The sequence below is a fragment of the Campylobacter sp. CS_NA3 genome (genome assembly GCF_027797495.1).
GTDB lineage: Bacteria > Campylobacterota > Campylobacteria > Campylobacterales > Campylobacteraceae > Campylobacter_B.
Window position 1 is genome coordinate 181,633 of sequence record NZ_CP115609.1, and the last position, 24,796, is coordinate 206,428.

25 protein-coding genes are annotated in these 24,796 nt (G+C 35.9%); 13 read left to right on the forward strand and 12 right to left on the reverse strand.

Features of this window, described 5'->3' with window-relative positions; all coding sequences use genetic code 11:
• Positions 1-296 precede the first annotated feature (296 nt).
• The 3 genes from mnmA (at position 297) to metE (ending at position 4,324) form a co-directional block, all read left to right on the forward strand.
• Positions 297-1,334 (forward strand): tRNA 2-thiouridine(34) synthase MnmA, encoded by a 1,038-nt coding sequence (mnmA, locus tag PF026_RS00960; protein WP_270863449.1) that lies wholly within the window; start codon positions 297-299, stop codon positions 1,332-1,334.
• A gap of 35 nt (positions 1,335-1,369) precedes the next feature.
• Entirely contained in the window at positions 1,370-1,675 is a 306-nt protein-coding gene (locus PF026_RS00965) for a hypothetical protein (protein WP_270863164.1), read from the forward strand.
• A gap of 366 nt (positions 1,676-2,041) precedes the next feature.
• Positions 2,042-4,324, forward strand: coding sequence for a 5-methyltetrahydropteroyltriglutamate--homocysteine S-methyltransferase (gene metE / locus PF026_RS00970; protein WP_270863450.1), 2,283 nt, complete (start codon positions 2,042-2,044; stop codon positions 4,322-4,324).
• A 321-nt stretch (positions 4,325-4,645) separates the two neighbouring features.
• Here metE and PF026_RS00975 read toward each other — a convergent pair whose 3' ends face one another.
• Positions 4,646-5,395 carry an SDR family NAD(P)-dependent oxidoreductase gene (locus tag PF026_RS00975; RefSeq protein ID WP_270863165.1) on the reverse strand — a complete coding sequence of 250 codons (750 nt, stop codon included), beginning with the start codon at positions 5,393-5,395 and terminating at the stop codon, positions 4,646-4,648.
• Positions 5,396-5,556: 161 nt separating this feature from the next.
• On the opposite strand from PF026_RS00975, the gene PF026_RS00980 reads away from it, so the two are divergent.
• Positions 5,557-5,970, forward strand: a complete 414-nt coding sequence (locus PF026_RS00980; RefSeq protein ID WP_270863166.1) for a DUF4156 domain-containing protein — start codon at positions 5,557-5,559, stop codon at positions 5,968-5,970.
• Between the two features lie 487 nt (positions 5,971-6,457).
• On the opposite strand, the gene nusA is transcribed toward PF026_RS00980, so the two are convergent.
• Positions 6,458-7,549 (reverse strand): transcription termination factor NusA, encoded by a 1,092-nt coding sequence (gene nusA / locus PF026_RS00985; RefSeq protein ID WP_270860151.1) that lies wholly within the window; start codon positions 7,547-7,549, stop codon positions 6,458-6,460.
• Positions 7,550-7,706: 157 nt separating this feature from the next.
• On the opposite strand from nusA, the gene PF026_RS00990 reads away from it, so the two are divergent.
• The 4 genes from PF026_RS00990 to PF026_RS01005 are packed head-to-tail and all read left to right on the forward strand — an operon-like array spanning position 7,707 to position 10,695.
• Positions 7,707-7,964, forward strand: a complete 258-nt coding sequence (locus PF026_RS00990) for an HP0268 family nuclease (protein WP_270863167.1) — start codon at positions 7,707-7,709, stop codon at positions 7,962-7,964.
• On the forward strand, positions 7,961-9,256 hold the full coding sequence (gene miaB, locus PF026_RS00995; RefSeq protein ID WP_270870378.1) for a tRNA (N6-isopentenyl adenosine(37)-C2)-methylthiotransferase MiaB: 1,296 nt from the start codon (positions 7,961-7,963) through the stop codon (positions 9,254-9,256). Before PF026_RS00990 ends, miaB begins: the two co-directional genes overlap by 4 nt.
• Positions 9,237-9,881, forward strand: coding sequence for a lysophospholipid acyltransferase family protein (locus tag PF026_RS01000; RefSeq protein ID WP_270870377.1), 645 nt, complete (start codon positions 9,237-9,239; stop codon positions 9,879-9,881). The genes miaB and PF026_RS01000 overlap by 20 nt, the downstream gene beginning before the upstream one ends.
• Before the next feature lie 52 nt (positions 9,882-9,933).
• Positions 9,934-10,695: a hypothetical protein gene (locus PF026_RS01005; RefSeq protein WP_270870376.1), complete on the forward strand. Its 762-nt coding sequence runs from the start codon at positions 9,934-9,936 to the stop codon at positions 10,693-10,695.
• Here the strand turns inward: PF026_RS01005 and tilS are convergent.
• From tilS to panC, 6 genes are read right to left on the reverse strand one after another with little or no spacing between them, the layout of a single operon-like run.
• Entirely contained in the window at positions 10,682-11,677 is a 996-nt protein-coding gene (gene tilS, locus PF026_RS01010) for a tRNA lysidine(34) synthetase TilS (RefSeq protein WP_270863171.1), read from the reverse strand. The genes PF026_RS01005 and tilS overlap by 14 nt on opposite strands.
• A gap of 4 nt (positions 11,678-11,681) precedes the next feature.
• The gene (locus PF026_RS01015) at positions 11,682-12,782 is read right to left on the reverse strand and encodes a hypothetical protein (RefSeq protein ID WP_270863172.1); all 1,101 of its coding nucleotides are present in this window, start codon (positions 12,780-12,782) and stop codon (positions 11,682-11,684) included.
• The gene (locus tag PF026_RS01020; protein WP_270863173.1) at positions 12,733-13,773 is read right to left on the reverse strand and encodes a DNA cytosine methyltransferase; all 1,041 of its coding nucleotides are present in this window, start codon (positions 13,771-13,773) and stop codon (positions 12,733-12,735) included. Before PF026_RS01020 ends, PF026_RS01015 begins: the two co-directional genes overlap by 50 nt.
• Positions 13,774-13,815: 42 nt before the next feature.
• A complete protein-coding gene (locus PF026_RS01025) occupies positions 13,816-14,748 on the reverse strand; it encodes a hypothetical protein (RefSeq protein WP_270863174.1) in 933 nt (310 codons plus the stop codon).
• Between the two features lie 6 nt (positions 14,749-14,754).
• Positions 14,755-16,062 (reverse strand): 30S ribosomal protein S12 methylthiotransferase RimO, encoded by a 1,308-nt coding sequence (rimO, locus tag PF026_RS01030; protein WP_270863175.1) that lies wholly within the window; start codon positions 16,060-16,062, stop codon positions 14,755-14,757.
• A gap of 2 nt (positions 16,063-16,064) precedes the next feature.
• Positions 16,065-16,886, reverse strand: a complete 822-nt coding sequence (gene panC, locus PF026_RS01035; protein WP_270860144.1) for a pantoate--beta-alanine ligase — start codon at positions 16,884-16,886, stop codon at positions 16,065-16,067.
• Between the two features lie 120 nt (positions 16,887-17,006).
• Between panC and prfB the strand changes: the two genes are divergently transcribed.
• The 5 genes from prfB (at position 17,007) to PF026_RS01060 (ending at position 19,975) form a co-directional block, all read left to right on the forward strand.
• On the forward strand, positions 17,007-18,101 hold the full coding sequence (prfB, locus tag PF026_RS01040; RefSeq protein WP_270870375.1) for a peptide chain release factor 2: 1,095 nt from the start codon (positions 17,007-17,009) through the stop codon (positions 18,099-18,101).
• Positions 18,102-18,122: 21 nt separating this feature from the next.
• Complete coding sequence (locus tag PF026_RS01045; protein WP_270870374.1) at positions 18,123-18,446, forward strand: type II secretion system protein; 324 nt, start codon at positions 18,123-18,125, stop codon at positions 18,444-18,446.
• Positions 18,447-18,457: 11 nt separating this feature from the next.
• Entirely contained in the window at positions 18,458-18,913 is a 456-nt protein-coding gene (locus tag PF026_RS01050) for a hypothetical protein (RefSeq protein WP_270860141.1), read from the forward strand.
• A gap of 134 nt (positions 18,914-19,047) precedes the next feature.
• Positions 19,048-19,323 carry a hypothetical protein gene (locus tag PF026_RS01055; protein WP_270863176.1) on the forward strand — a complete coding sequence of 92 codons (276 nt, stop codon included), beginning with the start codon at positions 19,048-19,050 and terminating at the stop codon, positions 19,321-19,323.
• Between the two features lie 160 nt (positions 19,324-19,483).
• Positions 19,484-19,975 (forward strand): hypothetical protein, encoded by a 492-nt coding sequence (locus PF026_RS01060; RefSeq protein ID WP_270863177.1) that lies wholly within the window; start codon positions 19,484-19,486, stop codon positions 19,973-19,975.
• Between the two features lie 190 nt (positions 19,976-20,165).
• Here the strand turns inward: PF026_RS01060 and PF026_RS01065 are convergent, their stop codons facing one another.
• The 4 genes from PF026_RS01065 to lysS all read right to left on the reverse strand — a co-directional run bounded on the left by PF026_RS01065 (position 20,166) and on the right by lysS (position 24,794).
• Complete coding sequence (locus PF026_RS01065; RefSeq protein ID WP_270863178.1) at positions 20,166-20,954, reverse strand: shikimate dehydrogenase; 789 nt, start codon at positions 20,952-20,954, stop codon at positions 20,166-20,168.
• Positions 20,954-21,964, reverse strand: a complete 1,011-nt coding sequence (locus PF026_RS01070) for an SPOR domain-containing protein (protein ID WP_270863179.1) — start codon at positions 21,962-21,964, stop codon at positions 20,954-20,956. The genes PF026_RS01065 and PF026_RS01070 overlap by 1 nt, the downstream gene beginning before the upstream one ends.
• Before the next feature lie 92 nt (positions 21,965-22,056).
• A complete protein-coding gene (locus PF026_RS01075) occupies positions 22,057-23,298 on the reverse strand; it encodes a serine hydroxymethyltransferase (RefSeq protein WP_270863180.1) in 1,242 nt (413 codons plus the stop codon).
• A gap of 2 nt (positions 23,299-23,300) precedes the next feature.
• Positions 23,301-24,794, reverse strand: a complete 1,494-nt coding sequence (lysS, locus tag PF026_RS01080) for a lysine--tRNA ligase (protein ID WP_270860134.1) — start codon at positions 24,792-24,794, stop codon at positions 23,301-23,303.
• Positions 24,795-24,796: the final 2 nt, after the last annotated feature.

Here is a 24,796-nt window from a genome sequence, read left to right on the forward strand (position 1 = left end):
CTATTTTAGACACTTTGCGTGATATAAAATATAAAATTTATATAGCAAATTTGATAAATTTTGTAAAACAAAAAGCAAAATATTTAATTGCAAATTCGCTATGCTTATGCCGACGATTTTGTGCAAATTTACAAAAAATTATAATAAAATCTAAGGCGAAGTATTTTTGAGCTATTTTTTTGAGCTGTGAGCGTAGTGCAAGTGAGACGGGCTGGTATGTCCCGTCGCAACGAAGCACAAGCGAAACTCTCAAAAAAAGAGCCAAAAAGACAAGCCGTAAAAATAAAGGAAAAAAAGTGAAAATTCTAGTTGCTCTTAGTGGCGGCGTCGATAGCTCTATCACTGCAAAAAAACTCCAAGACGCAGGTCATGAGATTGTGGGTGCCTATATGAAACTGCATAAAAATGAAGCTTACCACGAAAAAAATATCGCAAAAGTGCGAAAAGTGGGCGAATTTTTAGGGATAAAAACGCATATTTTGGATTTACAAGGGGAATTTGAAAAAAGCGTTTTTATGCCGTTTATCGAAGCGTATAAAAATGGCAAAACGCCAAATCCGTGTGCTTTGTGTAACCGCCACATAAAGCTTGGAAAACTTTTGGAATTTGCAAAATCCATTGGTTGCGAAAAACTAGCCACGGGGCATTATGCAAGGCTTGAAAACGGGCTTATTAAGGTTGCGTTTGATTTAACTAAGGATCAAAGCTATTTTTTGGCAAATGTTGATCCAAATGCCTTAAAATCGATGATTTTCCCGCTTGGAGAAAGCCTAAAAAGCGACATAAAAAACGAAGCCAGAAATTATCCCGAGCTTAGCGAAATCGCAGGAGCAAAGGAAAGTAGCGAAATTTGCTTTGTGGAAAATAGTTATATCTATATTTTAAAAGATTTTATGCAAACAGATTTGCCGGGCAGGGTTTTAAACTCAAATGGCGAAATCATCGGCACACATAGCGGCTATATGCACTATACTATCGGCAAAAGACGGGGTTTTCGCATTGACGGCGCACACGATCCGCATTTTGTTTTGGGGATTGACCCGCAAAAAAATGAAATCATCGTCGGCAAAAAAGAAGAGCTCGAAAGCCACGAATTTAGCACGATAAATTTCAATAACTTTTTAAGTATCGATGAAATTTTAAAAACCGATGAAATTTTCGTCAAAATTCGTTACCGAAGCCCTAAAATTCGTGCAAATTTGCAAATTTTGGGTAGCTGCGAAAACGGCGTAAAAGTTTATTTAAACGAACCTGCAAACGGCATCGCAAGTGGTCAGTTGGCGGTATTTTATGATAAATTTGACAGAGTCATCGCTAGTGGATTTATCGCGTAAAAAATTGAAAATTTTAAGAATTTATAAATGAAAAATTGTGTAAAATCCCAAAATATTTTTTCAAAAAAAAGGAAAAGCAATGGCTTGTCCCATGTTACAAGGCTGCAAAAGATTTTAATAAATTCGTTCGCTCAGGCGGAGTTTTTATAACCAAATTTGATTTTTTTATCTCACACATTTTCTTTGCACTTACGCTTGGCGGGGCATTTCACTGCAATTGTGTTTTCAAAAACCGCACTTTGGGCTGTTTAAGAAGACATAAAATTCCAAAAATTTCTGCATTTTCTTTTAATCATGCAAATTTAGAACCACCACTTTTATTCTACGAAATGCGTTTTTAAGCTTTTTACGGCTTGTCTTTTTTGCTCTTTTCAAGGAAACCTGCGACTGCGTCGCACCGCTTCGCTTGTTTTCCGAGAGTTCGCTAAAATCACGCTACGGCAGACTTTTATTGTCTAGCCTTGCGTGATTTTAGCTTCACAGCTCGAAAAATAGCTAAAAAATACTTCGCCTTAGATTTTTGTTTTTAAATTTGTGTAAATTTATGGTTTTTGCAAATGTTGTAAATTTGCAAATTTTATATACTAATGCCGACGATTTTGCGTGTTTTGCAGTAAATTTCGAGCGAGATAAGGCTGGTATGCCTATCGAGTGAGAAATTTACAAAATCACGCAAAAGCTAGGCTGATTTAATTTTTAAAGGAAATATTATGAAAAGTTATGTAACTGGCTTTCCTCGCATTGGCGAGCAACGAGAATTAAAAAAAGCATTAGAGAGTTTTTGGGCAGGAAAGTGCGAATTTGGCGCACTAGAAAAGGTAGCAGACGAACTAAAAGATCGCCACATAAAATACCAACTTGACGCATGGACGGGCTTAATTAGCGTAAATGATTTCTCGTTTTATGATTTAATGCTTGATAATAGCGTGCTTTTTGGTGCAGTGCCCCAAAGATTTGCATCTTTGAGTGGCGAAGAGCAGTATTTTGCGATGGCGCGTGGAAACAAAGACGCCGTGGCAATGGAAATGACAAAGTGGTTTAACACAAACTACCATTACATCGTGCCTGAAATCAGCAAAAACACAAAATTTAGCCTAAATGCAGACAAAATTCTAAACGAATACAAAGCCGCTAAAAACAACGATTTTAAGGATAGTTGCGCGTTAAAGATAAATTTAATCGGACCGATAACCTATCTAGCACTTTCAAAAAGCACGGATGGGGGCGAACCACTAGCCAAACTCGATGAGCTAGTAGAAAAATACGCCGAGCTTCTAGGCAAGATTTCAGCCCTTGATAGCGAAGTCGTCGTCCAAATCGACGAGCCGATTTTCGTAACCGATAGGGGCGTGGAGCTATGTGAAAAAATCGCACCTGTTTATAACAAGCTAAATTTGGTCGCAAATAACATTAAAATCGTATTTATGACATATTTTGAGCACGCCACAGAAGCTTTGAAAGAAGTTGTTAAAACGGACATTTGGGCTGTGGGATTAGACTTTGTCTATGCAAGTGCGCAAAATATCAAGTCTCAGCTTGAAATCTTAAAAGATGCGAAAACTACGCTATTTGCAGGGGTTATTGATGGACGAAATATTTGGAAAAGCGACATTGATAAAAAGCTAGAATTTTTGGAATTTGTCGCGCAATATGTCAGCAAAGATCGCCTTTATGTGGGAACTTCGTGTTCGCTTTTGCATGTGCCATTTACGCTAAAATATGAAGAAAAACTAAACCCTGAGATTAAATCGTGGCTAAGTTTTGCGTGTGAAAAACTCGAAGAAGTCTGCATTTTAACGCACCTTTTCTTTAAAATTCCAATCTGCGACAGCGGCATCAAAAAATATGAAGAAAATCGCAAATCTGCCAAAACACGCCTAAATTCGCCGTTGATCCATGATACGGCAGTGCAAAATCGCGTGAAAAATTTAACCAAATTTGAGCGAAGTGATAAATTTGAAGACCGCATTAAAATTCAGCGCGAAGCCCTTGCTTACGGTGATTTGCCGACCACGACGATAGGCTCTTTCCCGCAAACAACCGAACTTCGCCAAGTTCGCAACGCCTATAAAAAAGGACTAATTAGCAAGGAAGCCTACGAAAAAGATATAAAAGCCTATATCGATGAGTGTGTGGCGTTTCAAGAAGAGATTGGGCTTGATATTTTAGTCCATGGTGAGCCTGAGCGAAACGACATGGTTGAGTATTTTGGCGAACAACTCAAAGGCTACGCATTTAGCGCAAACGGCTGGGTGCAAAGCTACGGCAGTCGTTGCGTAAAACCGCCACTTTTATTTGGTGATGTAAGCCGTTCAAAGGCTATGACTGTGGAGTGGATAAAATACGCGCAAGGCAAAACAAGCAAGATTATGAAGGGTATGCTAACTGGTCCAGTAACCATTATGAATTGGTCGTTTGTGCGTGATGATAAGCCTAGAAGCGAGGTTGTCAAGCAACTAGCTTTGGCAATTAGTGATGAAATTTCTGATTTACAAGTTGCAGGGATTAAGATAATCCAAGTCGATGAAGCAGCCTTTAAAGAGGGCTATCCGCTTCGTAAGGAAAATATCAGCCAATACGAAAATTTCTCGGTGGGCGCGTTTAAACTCGCAGTTTCAAGTGCAAACGCTAAGACGCAAATTCACACTCACATGTGCTATTCTGAATTTAACGATATTATCAAAACGATTGAAGCAATGGACGCCGATGTTATCAGCATAGAAACGGCGCGTTCTGGCAACGAGCTACTTAAAATTTTTAAATCGGTCGGCTACAAACAAGAAGTAGGTCCTGGTGTGTATGATATACACAGCCCTCGCGTGCCAAGTGTAGAGGAAATGGTAGCGCAAATTAACGCACTTTTAGAAGTTTTGCCAAAATCTCAGCTTTGGATAAATCCTGATTGTGGGCTTAAAACTCGCAAATGGGAAGAGGTAAAACCAAGCCTAAAAAATATGGTAGAAGCCGTAAAAATCGTAAGAAACAGCTAATTGTTTGGGCTTAAAAGCCCAAACAAATTCCCCATACTTGACGGATTAAGGTGCAAATTTAGGCAATTCCTACGCTCATTACCGTCCATAGGTAACTTCGCTTGAAATTGCCTAAATTTGCACCTTACTACACCCACTCTGTCTTGAATATTTTTATAGAAAATCAAACAAATTTAAAAAATCGTAGTTTAAATTTGAAATTGAATTCAGTCTAGCTTTTGAAACAAATTTGCTCGAATAAACGAATTTAGTCTTATTTTTCGCAAATTTGCTTCAAAATCGTCGGCTTTTTTATTTAGACAAATTAAATTCGATTAAATTTTATCTCTCAAATGCAAATCCTGCCCAGCTTTGCGTTGTCGCCATAACTTCAAGCGAATTTATATTTACATGCGCGGGAAGCTTCGATAAATCCACGATAATTCGCGCTATATCATCTCCTGTAAGATATTTTGTGCCGTCATAAACCGCATCAGACTTTGCGCTATCGCCTTTAAAGCGAACGAGTGAAAATTCGGTTTTAGCAATGCCCGGCTCGATATTTGTAACGCGAATATTACTTCCTTTTATGTCGTTTCGTAAATTTAGGCTAAACTGCTTCACAAACGCCTTTGTTCCGCCATAGACATTTCCGCCCGGATACGGCCAGTTCCCCGCAACCGAGCCGATATTAAAAATATAGCCGCTTTTTTTCGCACTCATTATCGGTAAAACCGCCTTTGTAACATAAAGTAAGCCCTTGATATTTGTATCTATCATCGTTTCAAAATCGTCCAAATTTGCCTCTTCGACCCTTTCTTGTCCGAGCGCAAGTCCTGCGTTATTTACCAAAATTTCGATATTTTTAAACTCGTCTGGCAAATTTGCAACTTCGTCAAAAATGCGTTTTTTATCTCTGACATCGGCGGCAATTTTGTGAATTTTAACATTTTTGATAGTTTTTGCTAACTCGTCAAGTCGCTCTGCTCTGCGACCAAGAATAATTAAGTTATAACCTTTATTTGCAAAAGCTTTGGCAGTAGCCAAACCAAAACCGGAAGTCGCCCCTGTGATAAATGCTGTTTTACTCATATTTTTTCCTTTTTTGTGGAATTTTTTAAATTTATGAATTTTAGCAAATTTGATATAAACAACAAGTGAAATCTAAATTAAATTTTAATATTTAAGTTTAAATTCAGTAAATATTAAGGGGGGGGGGGGATATGATAAAGAAATTTTTTTAAGGATAAACAATGAAAAAAGTATTAATTTTTCTAGCCATTTGTTTTGCCATAAGTAGCGTATATGCAGATTCGCACAAAATTCCGTCTCTTACTTCTAGGGGGCAAAAGGTCATAGTAACAGAACATGCACCTAATGGTTGCAAGTCAATGGGTGAAGTCGAAGGTATTGATTATAGAAAAAATTATGAAAGTTTGGTTTCTTTTGATGTTTTAAAAAAAGGTGCAATAAACGACTTAAAAAACAAGGCTGCTAAAAAAACCACCGTAAGCAGACCAGTTATACAAATTATTGAAACAGGATATGTATGCGGTAAGAAAAAAAGCACAGAGCAAGGATACGAGTGTAGTTATGACAAAGCAAGAAGCGGAAAGCACTCACTATTTGCGGTAGGTTATAGGGCTATTGTTTATAGTTGTAATTAAATTTACTAGTTTAAATTTACAAAAAACAAAGCAGTGATTTAGTATTGGCGATTACTTCTTTTTTCTACGAAAAACTCGCAATGACAGATTTGCCGTCATTCTGAGCGAAGCAAGGCGAAGCGAAGAATCTCTTGTTTAAATTCAGAATTGAATTATTTTGTAAATTCGAATTTGAGATTCTTCGCTCCACTTCGTTCAGCTCAGAATGACGATAAAAAGCAAACTGTAAATTTAATCATTGGCGATTGCTTTGTTTTTCTACGAAAAACTCGCAATGACAAATTGAATTGAGATTCTTCGCTTCGCTCAGAATGACGAAAAAATAAATTCGAAAAAAGAATTTAACTTAAATTTGGTAACCAAATGCCGACGATTTGTGGGGCTTACGAGTGTTTGCGAGTGAGATAAGGCTGTTTGCCTATCGAACGAAGCAAACACGAAGCATCGCCACAAGGCTAGGCTCACTTCAATTTCCAAAAATCTAAAATCAAAGTCCGCCAAATAGGGCTTTTAGGTCTTTCAACCCCTCGCCAGATTTCTCAGCCTTATCGCTTTCGATTAGTTCGATTTCATATCCAGTTAGCGTGGTAGCTAGGCGAATATTTAAGCCGTTTTTGCCGATAGCTTTGCTTTTTTGGTCTGAATTTATATAAACAATCGCTTTGTTTCCGTCGATTTTAACCGAATTTGTAATCGCAGGGCTCATCGCGCGAGATACGAAAATTTCAGGCTTATTTGAGTATTCGATTGCGTCGATATTTTCATCACGCAACTCTTTGCTTATAGCATTTATGCGAACGCCTTTTGTGCCCACGGTCGCTCCGACAGGATCTACACTAGGGCTAAGGGCAGATAAAGCAATCTTTGCTCTTTGTCCCGGAATTCTAGCACACGCCTGAACTACAACACTTCCGTCGCGAATTTCAGGCACTTCCGAAATAAGCAAAGCTTCTAAAAATTTTGGGCTTGTGCGAGAAAGCTCCATTTTTATACCTTGATTTTTTTCGGTATAAACTCGCCTAATAACGGCTCTAACGGTGTCGCCGACTTTAAAGCTTTCGCCTTTTATACGATTTTTTCGTGGGATAAACGCCTTAAAATCTTCGATTTCTATAAAAGTTGTTTCTTCGTGGTCGATTTTTGTAACCGTGCCGTGGATCATCGTGCCGACTTTATCTGTGTAGTTTTGCAAAATTTTCTCTTCTAAAAGTCTTTGTATGTGGTAGTTTAGCTCCCTTGAAAGCACCATAGAAGCGGTTCTGCCGAGATTTTCGATATTTATGTCATAGCTGATTTCATCGCCGATTTCTATATTTTTATCGACTTCTTTTGCTTGTTTTAGGCTCATAAATTTGGCATTATCGCTTATTCGCTCATCGTCATCAGCGACAACTTGCACTTTTTGATAAAGTTTGATTTTTTTTGTTTGCGGATCGATAACCCCATCGTATAAATACTGCTCGCCAAAAAGCTGTTTTGCAGTTTGGATAAAAGCAAGTTTTACTCGCTCTTTTACTTCTTCGATTTCAAGTCCTTTTTCGTTTGCGATAGATTCGATAATATCGGTAACTTTTTCCATAAATTTTTTCCTTATTTTTAACAATACAAAATTTTGGGATTTTTAAAATTTTGAAAGTGGAAAATTATACTAAATTTACTCTTTTGTTTTGTTTAAACGAATTATTATGTAAATTTTGCTAAACTCACAAATTCTAAAATAAATTGAAAGGATTGGCATGGCAAAAAAATCATTATCGTTAAAACTTGCTAGAACAGAGCTTGGTAGCGAACCTGTGAGCATTGAGATTGATAAAATTGAAGAAGAAGTCAAAAAAAGCGGTCAAAAAATTTTTTATTTTGACAGAGATAATTCGCACAAAGATTTGATTGCTTTGGTTGAATTTTTTGAAAATAAAGGTCTAAGTGTCTATCATCGCCCCGTAAAATACGGACTTGGCGAAAACGAGTATATGTATGAGGTGCATATACTTTGAGCAAACTGCTTTTTATACAAACTCTTGGCTGTGCGATGAATGTGCGTGATAGCGAACATATCATCGCGGAGCTAAAAAAACAAGACTACGAAATCACACAAAATTTAGAAAATGCCGATCTAATTTTAATAAACACCTGTTCAGTGCGTGAAAAGCCTGTGCATAAGCTTTTTAGCGAAATCGGAGCGTTTGATAAGGTTCGCAAAAAAGGCTCTAAAATAGGAGTTTGCGGCTGCACGGCTTCGCATTTGGGAAGCGAAATTTTTAAAAAAGCGCCGTTTGTGGATTTTGTGCTGGGGGCTAGAAATGTCTCAAAAATCGGCATTGCGATAAATTCGCCAAAATTTATTAGCACCGACATAAACTACGATGAGAGCGAATACGCATTTGGCGAGTTTCGCACAAGTCCGTATAAGGCGTTTGTAAATATTATGATAGGTTGCGATAAAAAATGCTCTTACTGCATAGTTCCGCAAACTAGGGGCGATGAGATTTCGATCCCTGCCGATATTATTTTAAACGAAGCCAAAAAGGCGACACAAAATGGTGCAAAAGAGATATTTTTGCTCGGTCAAAATGTAAATAATTACGGAAAAAGATTTTCAAATTCATACGAAAAAATCGATTTTAGCGATTTATTAAACAAGCTTAGCGAAATTTCAGGTGTAGAGCGAATTCGCTTTACAAGCCCGCATCCGCTTCACATGGACGATAAATTTTTACGCACATTTGCCGAAAATCCAAAAATTTGCAAATCAATCCACATGCCTTTGCAAAGCGGTTCAACCAAAGTTTTACGCGATATGAAGCGAGGTTACACAAAAGAGTGGTATTTGGATCGTGCGTTAAGATTGCGTGAGCTTTGCCCGAATTTAAATATTTCTACTGATATAATCGTAGCGTATCCGACCGAGAGCGAAATTGATTTTAATGATACTATGGAAGTGGTTGAAAAGGTGCGATTTGAGCAAATTTTCTCTTTTAAATTTAGCCCACGACCTCTCACTCCTGCTGCAAATTTGCCGTTAATCGATGATAAAATTGCAAGTAGCAGACTAACGCACTTGCAATCTCGCCATAATGAAATTTTAGACGAGATAATGGCGGAGCAAAAGGGAAAAATTCACGAAGTTTATTTTGAAGAGTTGCGTGAAAACGGGCAGGTTGCAGGGCGAAGTTTTTCAAATTTTTTAGTAAGCGTTGATGGAAGCGAAGAATTACTTGGCAAAACGGCGAAAGTTTTGATAGAAAAAACGCAAAGAATGGTGCTTTATGGAAGAGTTATCGCTTAAAAAAAGAATTTTATTTCGCGTAGCAGAATACCTACTTTTGGGCATTTTGTGGTTTATTTTTTTAACCTGCAAAAAAAATTATAACGATAACAAACTCCCGCCTTATCCTTGTGAAGTGCTTTTTTGGCACAATCGCCTAGCCTTTATGTGCTTTGCGTATAAAAAATGGTGGAAGAGTGAGCGAAAAAGGGACGGCAAGGTTATCATATCAGATCACAAAGATGGCGAGATAATCACTCGCATAGTTAGCCACTTTGGTATCGGCGCGGTTCGCGGAAGTAGTTCAAAAGGCGCATTTAAGGCACTAAAAGGCGCATTTAACGAGATAAATAACGGAATTGATATTATTATCACACCGGATGGCCCACGCGGTCCGCTTCATAGCGTGGCTGACGGAGCAGTGGTAATAGCTCAAAAAAAAGATTTGGAAATTTATACGCTAACTTATGAAGCCGATCGATTTTGGGAATTTAATAGTTGGGATAAAATGCGACTACCAAAGCCGTTTTCAAGGGTAAATTTTGCAATAAGTAAGCCATTTAAAGTAACAGATATGGAACTTGAATTAGCAAAAGAAAAAATCAAAAACGAGCTTTTTAAGGCAGAAAATGATAACAAATTTTAATAAATTCAGTTTAAATTTGTTACAATTTTGAATTATTTTTTAGGAGAAAAAAATGGGGCTTTTCTCGCCTGTAAAATCATTTCTAAGCGTGGTTTTAAAAGATAATATATGTAAATTTTATTATAGAAAATTAAGTGGTAAAAAAGTCGTTGATGAAAAAGTCGAAAAAATCGATCTAAAAACGAGCGAAGAAGAGGCTAGTGCGATTTTGGCTAAATTTGCTAATCTTGGCGAAAAAAGGCTCACAACCAGCTTTTTAATCGACAGTAAAGAGCAAAAAGCGATTTTAGGCGAAGTGGAAATCAAAGAAAATTTTGTTTATCAAGAGGTCGATAAGGGCTTCACGGTCGAACTCCCGCAAGAAATCATAGAAAAAATGGACGAAAAATTCGGCATTAAATTTGATTCGCACACCAGCCTTTTTAAGGTTTTGTATTTTTTGATGAAAAATCAGCACTTTGGCGAAACTACGATGTTTGTGCTTAAATTTAGCGATAAAATCGCATTTATCGTCGGAAATCAAGAAAAGGTAGCTTACGCAAATATCGTTTCGATGAAAGATTATTTCGAAGTCGATCTTGGCGATGAAGATGAGATGTTTTATGAGATTTTAAAGGGCGAGATTGACAAATTTTACACAGAACATGAAAGCGACTTTATAAATAGCATTTTTATCTACAACGACGGAAGCCTTGGCAACGAGATCGGCTATGTGATTTTTAGCAGGATTTTTGTAAAAACGAGCTTGACATTTGTGGATTTTGTCGATTTTATCAATAAAATTTCCATTAAAGAAAGCGTTAGACGCAGGTAAATTCGCGCTCTTTTAAGATTTCTTGGTGGGCGTAAATATACGGACGCATGAGTGGTGGAATTTTTAAAATTCGGCATTTTTCTTTGAATTTTTTATCCATTTTTGCTTTCTCAAATGGTGCGACGAAGTAGAATTTTTCGTTTTTGCAAACGCAAATTTTGCCAGAAATGACGCAGTCTGTTTTTTGGATTTCTTTTCGTTGATTTTGGCTAAGAACGACGCCCAAAATTTTACACGCTTTATCTATTAAATTTAGGCTTTTTTGCGAATTTTCAAGCATAAAAAATTTATCTTTTTGATAGAGAAATTCGCCTAGCAAATTCGCTTTATCGAGCGATAAAAACTCAAAACTTTTGGCTAAATTTAAAGCGTATTTTTTTACGAATTTATCGCTAAATTCAGCTCTTACGGCGTTCCTTGCAAATTTGGTATTTTCGTTTGAAATGTCGTTAAAAAATTTGATTTTATTTTCGCTTAAAAAGTCCAAAATTTGCGTTTTGCCGACATTGTAAAAAGGTCGCACGAGTGTGAAATTTGTGCGATTTTCGATTTTTTCAAAGCCTAGCAGGTTTGCTAGACCCGCACCTCGCCCAAGTTGCATTAAAAACCACTCAAATTTATCGTTTAATTGGTGCGCTGTGATGAGATTTTCATAGCCAAATTTAGCGCAAATTTCATCAAAAAAATCGTAGCGAATTTTGCGCGCAGTATTTTCGAAATCGCCTGAATTTTCTAAATTTAGCGGAGCAGTTTTGACAAACAAATTCACGCCAAATTTATCGCAAAGCTCTTTTGCAGAAATTTCTTCTAAATCGCTATTTTCGCGGGTTTTGTAATTCACAAAGGCACAATCAAATTTAACGCCCAAATTTAAAAGCGTGTAAAAAAGCGCCGTGCTGTCGCTCCCATGCGAAAAGGCAAGTAAATTTTTCCTATCACGCAAAAAGTCCAAAATCTCGCTATCAATGTTTAAGGTTTTCAAATAATTATCCGTTTAATATTTCTATTAATTTATTCCATTTTTCTTTGTGTATAGCTTCTAATTCTTTGTCTTTTTCAACAATTCGTGAATATGTATAAATAAAACTACTTAAATTTTCTATTAGTCTTAAATAATATTTTAATGTAGGTAAAAGTCCATTTATAATAATTTGACAACCGTGTTTTACTTTTACTTCATCTACTATTTTTTGTATTTCAATACTATTGTTTTCGTTAATTCCTAAAACTGACAAGATATAATAGCGTTGTGGGTTCCATTTATATATTTTATCTTTTGCAATCATAACAATTTGAGTATCAATTTTTTTATCTAATTTTATTTCAATGGCTTCGAATAATTCATCATTTTTTTTAAAAATTTCAATATCGCCAGAAGCTTTATTTGTTTTATCACAAGCTGTTAAACTAGATAAATTTGCTAGTTTGCAGTCTTTATATCTAGATAATTCATTAATCAACGAAGTATATATTGCATAAAAAGCTAAAACTGGTAATTTTGCACCACCTTTCGTATGATAATTTGTTGTAAAATGCTCTTTGAGACATTTCATTATTAAATCTATTGTTAAATTATCACAATTTTTCAATGGTGTTATTGATACTACATTTAGATAAGTAGTTTTTTTAACTTCATTTAATAAAATACATAGACAATTGTATGACATATTGGGATTATTTTGTATGTATTCTAAAATGTATAGAAATGGCATTTTTAAATTTGTAGGTATAGCTCCTTTGTAATTCAAATCATAAGGATATGGTTGTTCTAAACTTCTTGTTAGCCAACCACTTTCTGCCATTGCTGGTAACCCTAGTTTCTTTAAAATAGGAGTTATATATTTTGTATCGTAACTTCTAGCAGAAAATCCATTTTCAAATTTTGTTTGAAATAATCGAATATCTTGTTTTGGTGTAATATATTTATAATAAAGTAAAGTTGTTAATACGGTATAAACCCCTTTTCTTTTAATACAATTTTTTCCTATAATTTTTACATAATCTTGTATTTCTTTCGGAATTTTCTCAGAAATTTCATTAGAATAGGGTTTGTTGTATATTTCTTCCAAAGTTTCCTTGTTTTCCATTGCTAAATCCTTGTTTTATTATTTCTTTTGAAATTTCTATAATCATTGGTATTACGACCGAATTTCCTATTTGTTTATATGCGTTTGCCAAGCTACTATCTATGATAAAGTTTTTTGGAAAACCCATTAATTTGTAGCATTCATTGATTGTTAATTTTCTTACCATATTTTTATCAGGGCTATATATCCAAAATCTACCAGAAGTTTCTTGTGAAGGAATAGTTGGATGCGTTCCATTGATGGAATATATGCGATTTGGTTGCCTATGACATCTTGATAGATGTTCTGTCCCTTCTCTGATACCTTTTTTCCACATACCTTTATTTCTATAACCGCAAAAAATTAATCCTGTTTTGGGTTGTTTATGTATCAATTCTTTATTTAATATAGTATAGTCTTGTGGTTTTAAAATTTCAAAATTACCTTCTTCATCTAATATATCTTTAAGATATTTATTTGGCAATTTTTTTATTTTTGAGAAATCAAAATATCCATTTTTTGTTGCTATTATAATAATTCTTTCTCTACTTTGCGGCACTCCAAAATCTTTTGAATTGAGTATTTTATAAGTAACATTGTAACCTAAATTTTCTAAATGATTATAAATTGTTTTAAATGTTTGTTTGTTATCGTGTGTAGTTAAATTTTTTACATTTTCTAAAAAAACAACAGCAGGTTTTTTGGCTTCTATTATTCTACATATATCAAAAAATAAACTACCCCTAATGTCATCAAAACCTTTTTTCTTACCACAAATACTAAATGGTTGGCACGGAAAACCAGCACACAATATATCAAAATCTGGTATTTGATTTTCTGAAATTTTTGTAATATCACCATTTGGTGTTTCGCCATAGTTATTTTTATAAACTTCTTTACAGTATTTATCTATTTCTGACGAAAAAACACATTCGCAACCACATTGCTCCAAGCTGTATCTAAAACCGCCTATCCCAGCAAATAAGTCTATAAATTTTATTTTTCTTTCCATTGATTTTCCCATATTAGTAATCTGATTAAATTATATCAAATTTTATTGATTTTCCGATTTTGCTTCAATGATAAATTTCACAAAATTACCAACCATATAGAATAAGAATTCCACTTCACTTTTTTGCATTTTATATTCTTTATTTACTTGTTTATGTTTTACAATTTGATTATTTAAATCTGTATATGTATTTACTAGTCCATGAAACATATTGGCAATTTCTTTACAAATATTATTATTTTTTAAATATCCACCCAAGATTTGTATTTGTTTTTCTAAACTTTTATCGTTGCAAAAATATTCTTTCAAAAATAATTCTAATGCCACTCTAATTTTATTTGCTATATCACTATAAGAAGTAGATTTTTTCACAAAATAAGATAATGCTTCTGCAAATTCCCTGTGTGCTTCTTTATAATCTTTTAAAAATTCCAAAACATCGTCAATAAGTTTTTTATCAAAAAGCTCAACTCCGCTTGGATAAAATTTATATCCGTCATCATACATTAATCTAACAGGTTTATTTGAAATAAACGCAATGTCATTAAATTTATTAATAAAATCTTTATTTTCAGAATTTAAACTTTCATTAAAAATTAGCTCCAATATTTCTATAAATTTTATAAAGTTGGTATCGTTAGATAATTCGCATAATAAGTCATATAATGAAGTATCGACAAATTTAATTTTTGACCCATTAAGCGATTTTTGGAAATTTTCCATTACGCCAATATTAATTGAAATTTCTTTTTTTGTATCAACTTTGCCAGCCAACTGATGAATTTTATGAGATAAATTTTTAAAACTTTGGCAATTTTCAATAATGTGTTCTACCAATTCTATACATCGTTCATAAAATTTATTATCTTGCAAATCTATATTCCAACGCTTCGAAAAATTTCTTTTGGTCTCAAAAAGCCAACTTCTATCAACTTTTATATCTACTAAATTTGAATTATTTTCTAAATTTCCCATTGATGATTACGCTTTTCCTATTATTTTCCCAATTAATTTTCCACCCACGAATTCGCTAATCTCGCACTCATATAGCTGTCCGATTTGCAAATTTTGTATCTCGCTTTCGTTGATTAAAATCTCGCCGTCGATGTCTTTATCCCATAGGGCAAGTTTTGCGCCGTAAAAAAACTCGCCTTCTGAGCTAATGCCTGTGATTTCCACGCTTTGTGTGGTGCCTACAAGCCCGGCAAAACTCTCACAAATCGCCTTATCCACGATTTTTTCGATTTTATTTAGCCGTTTTGTGATAACGCGAGTTGGAATTTGCTCCATTTCGTAACTCGCCGTATCTTCTTCTTTGGAGTAGGCAAAGGCTGAAATTCTATCAAATTTAAACTCGCTTAAAAACTCGCAAAGCTCGTTAAATTCGCTCTCGCTCTCACCCGGGTGTCCCACGATCACGCCGGTTCGCACAAACGAATTTGGCGCCAAACGCATTAAATTTAGCAAATTTAAAATTTCATTTTTAGCATTTCCGCGCTTCATGACTTTTAGCATTTTGTCATTTATGTGCTGGATTGGCATATCGAAATAATTCACAAAAACGGGTGAGCTTATGATAGTTTTAATCAAATTTTCGCTCGTCGTGGTCGGATAAAGATAAAGAATTCGCGCAAATTTCACGCCCTCAATCTTTTCAATGCGATTTATAAGCGCGATTAGCCCGTCTTTTTCGCCCCTATCTCGCCCATAGCTGCTCGTATCTTGCGCGATAAAGCTAAAATCATAAAATCCCTGTGCGACCAAATCCCTGACTTCGGCTTCGATGTCATCTAAACTGCGGCTTTTTAGTCGCCCTTTGAAGCTTGGAATAGCGCAAAAACTGCATTTTTGGTTGCACCCTTCGGCGATTTTAATGTAAGCGTGAAAATTCGAGCCAGTGATTACCCTTTTTTGCGTGGTTTGCAAGTAAGTATTGGGCGAAAATAGATTTTGTTTTTTAAGTATCATCTCATCTATCTTATCGTAGTCGCCAACACCGCTGAAAATATCGACTTCGGGAAGCTCACGCATAAGCTCGTCTTTGTAACGCTCCATAAGACAGCCAGTTACCACTAAAACGCCGTTTTTTTTCTTAAATTCGGCGAGTTCTAGGATCGTGCGGATACTCTCTTGCTTCGCCGAAGCGATAAATCCGCAGGTATTTACTATCATAACATCGGCGTTTTGGGGTTCGGAGACGATTTCGTAGTTTTGCAACCTACCTAGCATAATCTCGCTATCAACGAGATTTTTATTGCACCCAAGTGAGACTAAATAAAGTTTTGGCATTTTTACAACCAAATATTATCGATTAGGCGTGTTTTGCCGACATAAGCAGCGATTAGGATTATCGAATTTGAAAGCTCGATTTGCGAAATTTCGTTAAATTCGCGATCGACAAATGCGATATAATCGACTTTTAACGGCTCTAAAATGTTTAACATTTGTGGTTTTATCGATTTGACATCGAATTCGCTATCTTTTACTAGATTACTAGCTTTCAAAAGTGCGCGTGAAATTTTTAGTGCCATTAGTTTTTCTTCTTCGTCTAGATAAACATTTCGTGAGCTAAGAGCCAAGCCGTCGCTTTCTCTAACGATTTCGCAAGGCTCGATATGAATATCTAAAAACATTGATTTAACCATATTTTTAACGATTATTAGCTGTTGAGCGTCTTTTTTGCCCATATAGACATTTTTTGGGCGAACGATATTAAAAAATTTATTTAGCACGGTTAAAACGCCGTCAAAATGCCCAGGTCGTGTGGCACCTTCTAAAATGGTCGAAAGCTCTAACGGAGCTACGACTTTTGGCTCTATGCTAGTATAAATTTCATCTGCTTTTGGGATAAACATCGCATCAACGCCCAAGCTTTCGCAAATTTTAATGTCGGCTTCTTCGTTTTTTGGATATTTTTCAAAATCTTCGTTTGGCAAAAATTGCGTAGGATTTACAAAAGTTGAGACAAAAACGGCTTCGTTTTCTTCTCTACATTTTTTAATCAAACTCGCATGTCCTTCGTGCAACGCTCCCATAGTCGGCACAAAGCCAACGCGCGAATTTAAAGAGTTTCTATAAACTTTAAGATCTTTTATACTTCTAAAAATTTGCATGATTTTTCTCTCGCTTTGAAATTTTTTGAACTAAATTATAACTCAAAATTTCTGAATTTTAAATTTTCAAGTTTATTATAAAGGTTAAAATGCTATAATTTCGCCAAAAGGGGATAGATTTTGGATAATTACGAATACACCGAACTTTTAAAAGATTTAAAAAATAAGATTAACAATATAGCCTTGATTATCAAGCCTGATGAGATTATTTCGCGTTTAGATGAGATCGCAAAAATCGAAAGCGATCCTAGTTTTTGGGGCGATGTCAAAAAGGCTACTCAAATCGGCAAAGAAAAGACGAAAATTTCATCGATTTTAGACAAATTTAAAAAAGCAAAAGGCGAACTTGACGACGCTAGTGAAATTTACGATCTTGCAAATGAAGAAAATGACGAAGCTACGATAAACGATCTTTTTGATACTGCGCCGAATTTGCAAGAATATATCACAAACCTTGAACTTGCGATGATGTTAAACGGCGATGATGATAACAAAAACGCTATTATTACAATCCACCCAGGAGCCGGTGGCACTGAGAGCAATGACTGGGCGAGTATGCTTTATCGTATGTATTTGCGTTTTTGCGAACGAGAGGGTTTTAAGGTAGAAGTTTTGGATTTCCAAGAGGGCGAAGAAGCTGGTTTAAAAGATGTCAGTTTTATCGTCAAAGGCGAAAATGCTTATGGTTATTTAAAAGCCGAAAACGGCGTTCATCGCTTGGTGCGAACAAGCCCGTTTGATAGTGCAGGTAGAAGACATACAAGCTTTTCAAGCGTAGTTGTAAGCCCTGAGCTAAATGATGATATAGAGATAAGCGTAGAAGAAAAAGATCTTCGCATAGATGTTTATAGAGCTAGTGGCGCAGGTGGTCAGCATGTAAATAAAACAGAAAGTGCCGTTCGTATCACGCATATACCAACAGGCATTGTCGTGCAGTGTCAAAACGATAGAAATCAGCATAAAAACAAAGACACAGCGATGAAAGTGCTAAAATCAAGGCTTTATGAGTTAGAGCTTGAAAAACAGAGACAAGCCGATGAAAATGCACCAAAAAGCGAGATCGGCTGGGGTCATCAAATTCGCTCTTATGTGCTTTTCCCGTATCAGCAAGTAAAGGATTTGCGTAGTAATATCGCATATTCGCAAACGGATGCCATACTAGATGGCGATATTAAAAAAATAATTGAAGGTGTTTTGATTTCACAACAAAAATAAACTTTTATGAAAGGATAAGATATGAGTGAAGATGGAATTCTAATCGCACTTGGTTACAGCGTAAATGACGCCACTACGGCACAACTTAGAGGAATACTCTCAAAATGTGATTTTAACACAACGGAGTTAGATCATATAGTTACGCTAAATGACAAACTAAAAATTTACGGAGCTTACATAGCTATGTCAAATTCAAATCCGTTTTTTAAAATCAAAAATGAAGCTGCTACCGAAGAGAAAAGAGAAGCGGTTAGAGATATGATTTTTGGCTGGTCTGATAAATATAAACTTCGCCTTGAAAAGGTAAGCGGAAAAGAAACTTACTATATAAGTGGCAGATTTTAAGGGAATTTAAGATGAAAAAATTTATTTTGGCATTAAGCGTGTGTGCGTTTTTTGTGGGTTGTTCTGGCACTAGCGGGGGACCTGCTCCGACTGTTACGCAAACTTCAACTACAAGCATGGATAATAGAACATTTGATAGTATCCAAGCAGGAGTTAATGAACAAAGCAATATAGAAGGTAAAGCTGTCGTAAGCGATGCTTGTAAAAGCGGAAATGTTTCTATGTGTCGAAGCTTTGCGGATTCTATGTATTCAAAAGGCGATTTTGCTTCCGCGATTAATGCTTATAATATAAATTGCGCCCTAGCGCAAGATATTCCGTCATGTGTGCGTATGGCATATATGTTTGAAAAAGGCGAAGGCGTAGCAAAAAATATCAACAACGCAATCGATATTTTTATGAGAGCGTGTTATGGTGGTCATGCGCAAAGCTGCAAAGAAATGCGACGACTAGGCTACAAAGGTTAAATTTAAACGATAAATTTGCAAATTCTGCACCAAATTTTGCAGAATTTGCATTTTTTTTGTTTTATTATGAATTTATATAAATTTTTAAGCTTTCAAAGACTAAAATTTCATAAAATTTTTATAAGGACATAGAAATGAAAACTGGAATTTTAGGACTATCTATTGGTTGTGCGCTTTTGCTAGGTTTTGGCGGTTGTGCTTTAAATCAAACTAACGAGCCACCTAAAAAACAAGAAGTGATTATCGAAAAAGAACAACCTAAAAAAGTTGTAAAAACCAAACAGAAAAAACAAGCTAAACAAACTATAAAAGTAGGGCAAGATAAGGCTACGGTTCAAGCCGAGCCTATGCAAAATACCCAAAAAACAGATACAAATGAGTCGTATAAATATACGATAATCTTAGATTAATTAAATTAGTAAATTTGGCACCAAAAAGTGCCAAATTTACGCTTTTTGCCATAGAATTTATCTTTTTCTTAAAATTTATTTCAAATTTATTAAAAAACTCATCACAAAAATTTAACGCCGTGCGAATAAAATTCTCGTAACTTTTCATAAAGGATTGACAATGAAAACTAGAATTTTACAACTTTTTGCACTTTGTGTTGTCGGGCTTGGTTTTAGCGGTTGTGTTGTATCACACGGCACCCATGCGCATGTAAGTGGCGGAATTTATGCGACAAGCGGGGATTATTACGAAGATCGCTACTACCGCGTTCCAAGAGAACGAGTGGTTGTCGTCCCTAGGCAAAAAGTGGTCGTAGTGCCACAAAAAAGAGTTGTGCTCGCTCCACAAAAAAGGGTTGTCGTAGCGCGTCGTCCTGCTGTTCGCCCTGTTGCTAGGGTAGTGCCAAAACACGGCATAGAAGTTCCGCCACGCCGTGATATGAAACCACACCATAATTTTGTAAAAAAAGACGGCAAAATTCCGCCACGAGCAAGAGATAGAGTATTTTCATCACACCAAGTGAAAAATCAAAAAGTAGCACCGCCAAAACCGCATGGTGAGCGCGAAACCACAAAAAGATATGCAAGAAGTATGCGACCGCCACACGGATAATATAAATTCACTAAATTTAACCTAAATTTAGTGAATTTAAACATTAAATTTAGCAAATTTACCACTTCCAAATAACCCAAAGCGATTAAATATCGCTTTGGATATTTTCTTAACTTATAATTATTTATAAAAAAATCTTAAAATTTTCTCTGTGTGATATTTGCGAATTTTTTAGAGATTATGAGAAAATTTAGGCTAAATTTATCGCCTTATTCATAGATTTTAAAATCAAATTTTCATCAAATTCGTTGTCATAAAAGAGATTAAAAGCTAGTACTGCTTGATAAACTAGCATTTCTTTGCCGTCTTTGACTAAAAGTCCATTGTCTATTGCTAATTTTAAAAACGGCGTAATCTTGCCGTAAATGGCGTCAAACGCGAATTTTGCTTCCTTAAAAACAGTGTCTAGCATTTGGGTTGGAGCTGGCAAAAAGTCATCTTTAAGCCCTGCGCTTGTGGAATTTACGATTAGGTCGTATTTGGTGAATTTAAAATCATCGTAAGTATAGAAATTTTCGCATTTAAAATTCTTATCCGATTTATCGCTACGATTTAAAATATCGAATTTAACGCCGTTTTTATGCAAAATATAGCTCATGGCTCTTGTTGTGCCGCCGGCTCCTAAAATCAGAGCGTTTTTAATCTCGCCAAATTCGCAAATCGCCCTATAAAAGCCAAGCGCGTCGGTGTTATAGCCATAAAATTTGGAATTTTTATAAACAAGGGTATTAACCGAGCCGATTTCTTTGGCGCTTTGGCTCAAAATTTCGCTAGTTTCGTAAGCGTCAAGCTTAAAAGGCACGGTTATATTCGCCCCTTTTAAGCCTAAATTTAAAAATTTTTCTTTTAAATCATTTCCCTTTTCAAGCAAAACTCGCCCGTAAAATGCGTCTAATCCTAGCTCTTTTATCGCCAAGTTATGCAGTCTTGGCGAAACTGAGTGAGCTATCGGGTTGCCAAAAACGGCGAATTTATCCATTATTTTACCCGATAAACAAAAGCTTCATTGTTAAGCGTTTTGACATCGCTCATAGCTTTGCTTAACTCGTCGTTGTTTTTAAAAGGACCGATCAAAATGCGCGTTAGGTTGCCTGATTTATGCGCAATCGGTGTATAGCCCTTTTCGGATATTTTTTTGATACTAGGCGCATTTGGATTGTATTGTGAAAGGGCATGAACTTGGATATAAGTTCCACTGGCTAAATTTGCGACATCTTTTATATTGCCGCCTTTTGGTTGCGTTTTTGCAGGTTCGTTATTTTTAGGTTGTTCTTGTTTTTTAGGCTCTTCTTTTTTTGGTTCAGGTTTTTTGGTTTCTACCTTTGGTTGTTCCTTTTTAGGCTCAGGTTTTGGTTGAACTTTTGGCTCTGTTTTTTTAGGTTCTATTTTTTGAGCCGTTTTTACAGGTTCTGTTTTTGGTTGTTGAATTTCTACTTTTTTAGGTTCAGGCTGTTTTTGAACTTCTTGTGGTTTTGGTTGTTGAATTTCTACTTTTTTAGGTTCAGGCTGTTTTTGAACTTCTTGTGGTTTTGGTTCGTCTTTTATGACGATTTGCTCCACACTTTTTGGTTCTTCTTTTTTGATTTCTATTATTTGCTCTTTTACATCGACCTTTACTTCTTCTTTTTTGATTTCAAATTTAGCGTCGTTTTGCGGTTCGCTAGGCTCGATTTTTGGTTGCTCAGGCTTTTTTACTTCGACTTTTGGCTCTTCTTTTTTAGGCTCAGGTTTTGGAGTTATGACAATCGGTTCTAATTTTGGCGTTTGCTCTTTTTTTGCAAGTTCGGCTTCGCTTGGCATTTGCAAATTTGCGCTAGTATCAATATTACCTTTATTTATGAATTTCATTATAATCAAAACAATCAAAAATAAAATTATCAAAATCGCAATAGCAGTTAAGATTTTTTTTACACTTGCGCTTTTGTCATTTCCGTTTCGATTTAAAACTATATCATTAATGTCTTCCATACTGTATGGATTGTGATTCATAAAACTTCTCCTATAAATTCAAAATCTATTTTGCGAATTCTACCATAATAAAATTCGCAAAATAGATAAATTCGGGCAAATTTGCCCGAATTTTAATACATTGCTCTATCGTAAATGATAAATTTATGTGCTAAATCTGTAACTTCTTTTTTAACTTTTGCTTGAAGTTCGGTATTTGTTATATCATTTAGCACATCTGCGATTTTATTTGCGATAAACTCAAACTCAGCTTCCTTCATGCCACGAGCCGTTAAAGCAGGGCTTCCTACGCGAATACCGCTTGTGATAAACGGACTGCGAGTTTCGCCAGGAACTGTGTTTTTATTTACGGTAATTCCAGCGTTTCCTAGTGCTATATCAGCGTCTTTTCCGCTAAATTCTTTATTTAAAAAGCTTACTAAGATTAGGTGATTATCCGTGCCGCCGCTTACTAGATCAAAGCCCCTTTTTACCAAAGTTTCGCCTAAAATTTTTGCATTTGCTTTGACCTGTTTTGCATAAACTTTCCACTCATCGCTAAGGTTGTGTTTAAAGCCAACAGCCTTTCCTGCGATGACATGCATTAAAGGTCCGCCTTGAATGCCCGGGAAAATCGAACTATTGATTTTTTTAGCGAATTCTTCATCATTTGTCATAATTATGCCGCCTCTTGGGCCTCGAAGCGTTTTGTGAGTGGTAGAGCTTACTACATGGCAGTGTGGGAACGGATGAGCGTGCTCTCCTGCTACAACTAGCCCTGCGATATGAGCGACATCTGCGAACAAAAACGCACCCACGCTATCAGCGATTTCTCTAAATTTAGCAAAATCTATCTCTCTTGTATAGGCGCTCGCGCCACAAACTATCATTTTTGGTTTTACGATATTTGCTATGTCGGCTACGCGGTCGTAGTTTATGCGACCATCTAGCTCGACGCCGTATTCAAAGCTCTCATAATACTTTCCGCTACTTGAAACCTTTGCGCCGTGCGTTAGGTGTCCGCCGTGGCTTAAAGACATGCCCAAAATTTTATCGCCCGGTTTTAAAAACGCACCATAAACGCCTTGATTTGCTTGTGAGCCTGAATTTGGCTGAACATTTGCAAATTCGCAACCAAAAAGTTTTTTACAGCGATCAATTGCTATTTGTTCGATTTCATCGACAAATTCGCAACCGCCATAATATCTTTTGCCGGGATAACCTTCTGCGTATTTATTCGTTAAAATCGAACCCATAACAGCCATGACTTCTGGGTAAGTGAAGTTTTCACTTGCAATCATCTCCAAATGGTCGCATTGACGCGCCAACTCTTTGTTTGTTAAATCAAAAATTTCTTTATCAAAATTTTCTAACATTTTTATTCCTTTTCTGAATTTATCGGCTTCATAGCCGGAAATAAAATAACATCTCGAATCGATTTTTTATTTAGCAAAATCATCACAAGCCTATCCACGCCTAGCCCCCAGCCAACAGTCGGTGGCATAGCATAGCTTAGGGCTCTAACGAAATCTTCGTCCATTTCGTGAGCTTCATCATCACCTGCGTTTTTAGCGTCAATTTGCGCTTTAAAGCGTTCATATTGATCAAGCGGATCGTTTAGCTCGTTAAAAGCATTTGCTAGTTCGCGTCCTGCGATAAATAGCTCAAATCTCTCTGCGATCTCAGGGTTTTCGTCGCTTCTGCGTGAAAGTGGCGAAATCGAAATTGGAAAATCGATAACAAATGTCGGATTTATGAGCTTATGCTCGACATAGTTATCAAAAAGTTCGGCTTGCAAATGCCCTAAATCCAAATTCTCATTTGCTTCAAAATTATCGGCTTTGAGTTTTTCTATGATTTTTGCTTTATCGTTTATGATTTCGCTTGAAATTCCGCCGATTTGCGTGATAGCGTCAAGGTATTTTATGCGAGTAAATGGTTTTGAAAAATCCACGCTTACTTCGTCAAATTCGATAACTTTTGGCAAATTTAACTTTTGCAAAAGTGTCGCAAAAAGCTCTTCGGTTAAATCCATAGCGTCATTATAATTATGCCAAGTCCAGTAAAACTCAATGCTGGTAAATTCAGGATTGTGCGTTAAATCCATGCCTTCGTTTCGGAAATTTCTATTGATTTCAAAAACAGCTTCCATACCGCCTACGATTAGGCGTTTTAGATAAAGTTCAGGTGCGATTCGCAAAAATCTATCCACATCAAGAGCGTTGTGGTGAGTGATAAATGGTTTTGCGTTTGCGCCACCTGCGATTGGGTGCATCATTGGGGTTTCTACTTCCAAAAAGCCCTTTTTCTCAAAGAAATTTCTAATGGTGCTAATGATGATGGATCGTTTTATAAAGTCATCTCTAACTTCTGAATTCATTATCATATCAAGGTAGCGTTGGCGGTATCTCATTTCTATGTCGGTTAAGCCGTGAAATTTTTCAGGCAAAACTGAAATGGACTTTGAAGCAAGAGTTAGGCGGCTAACATGAATACTAAATTCGCCTGTTTGCGTAACAAATGCGTAGCCTTTGACTAGGATAATGTCGCCGACTTCAAGATTTTTCTTGAATTTAGCATAATCTTCTTCGCCGATACTATCGCGTGAATAATAAATTTGGATTTTTCCGCTTTCATCTTCGATATTTCCAAAAGTCGATTTTCCCGCAACTCGCTTAAATTTAAGGCGACCTGCTATACTAACTTCCTCTGTGGCTTTTTTCTCTTCCAAATCTTGTATAAAAGCAAATTTATCTCTAAATTCTTTTATACTCATATCCTTAACTAAAAAATGCGGATAAGGATTTACTCCTAAACTCCGCAATTCATTTGATTTTTCTATTTTTTGAATTTCAAGCTGGTTGTCAAACACTA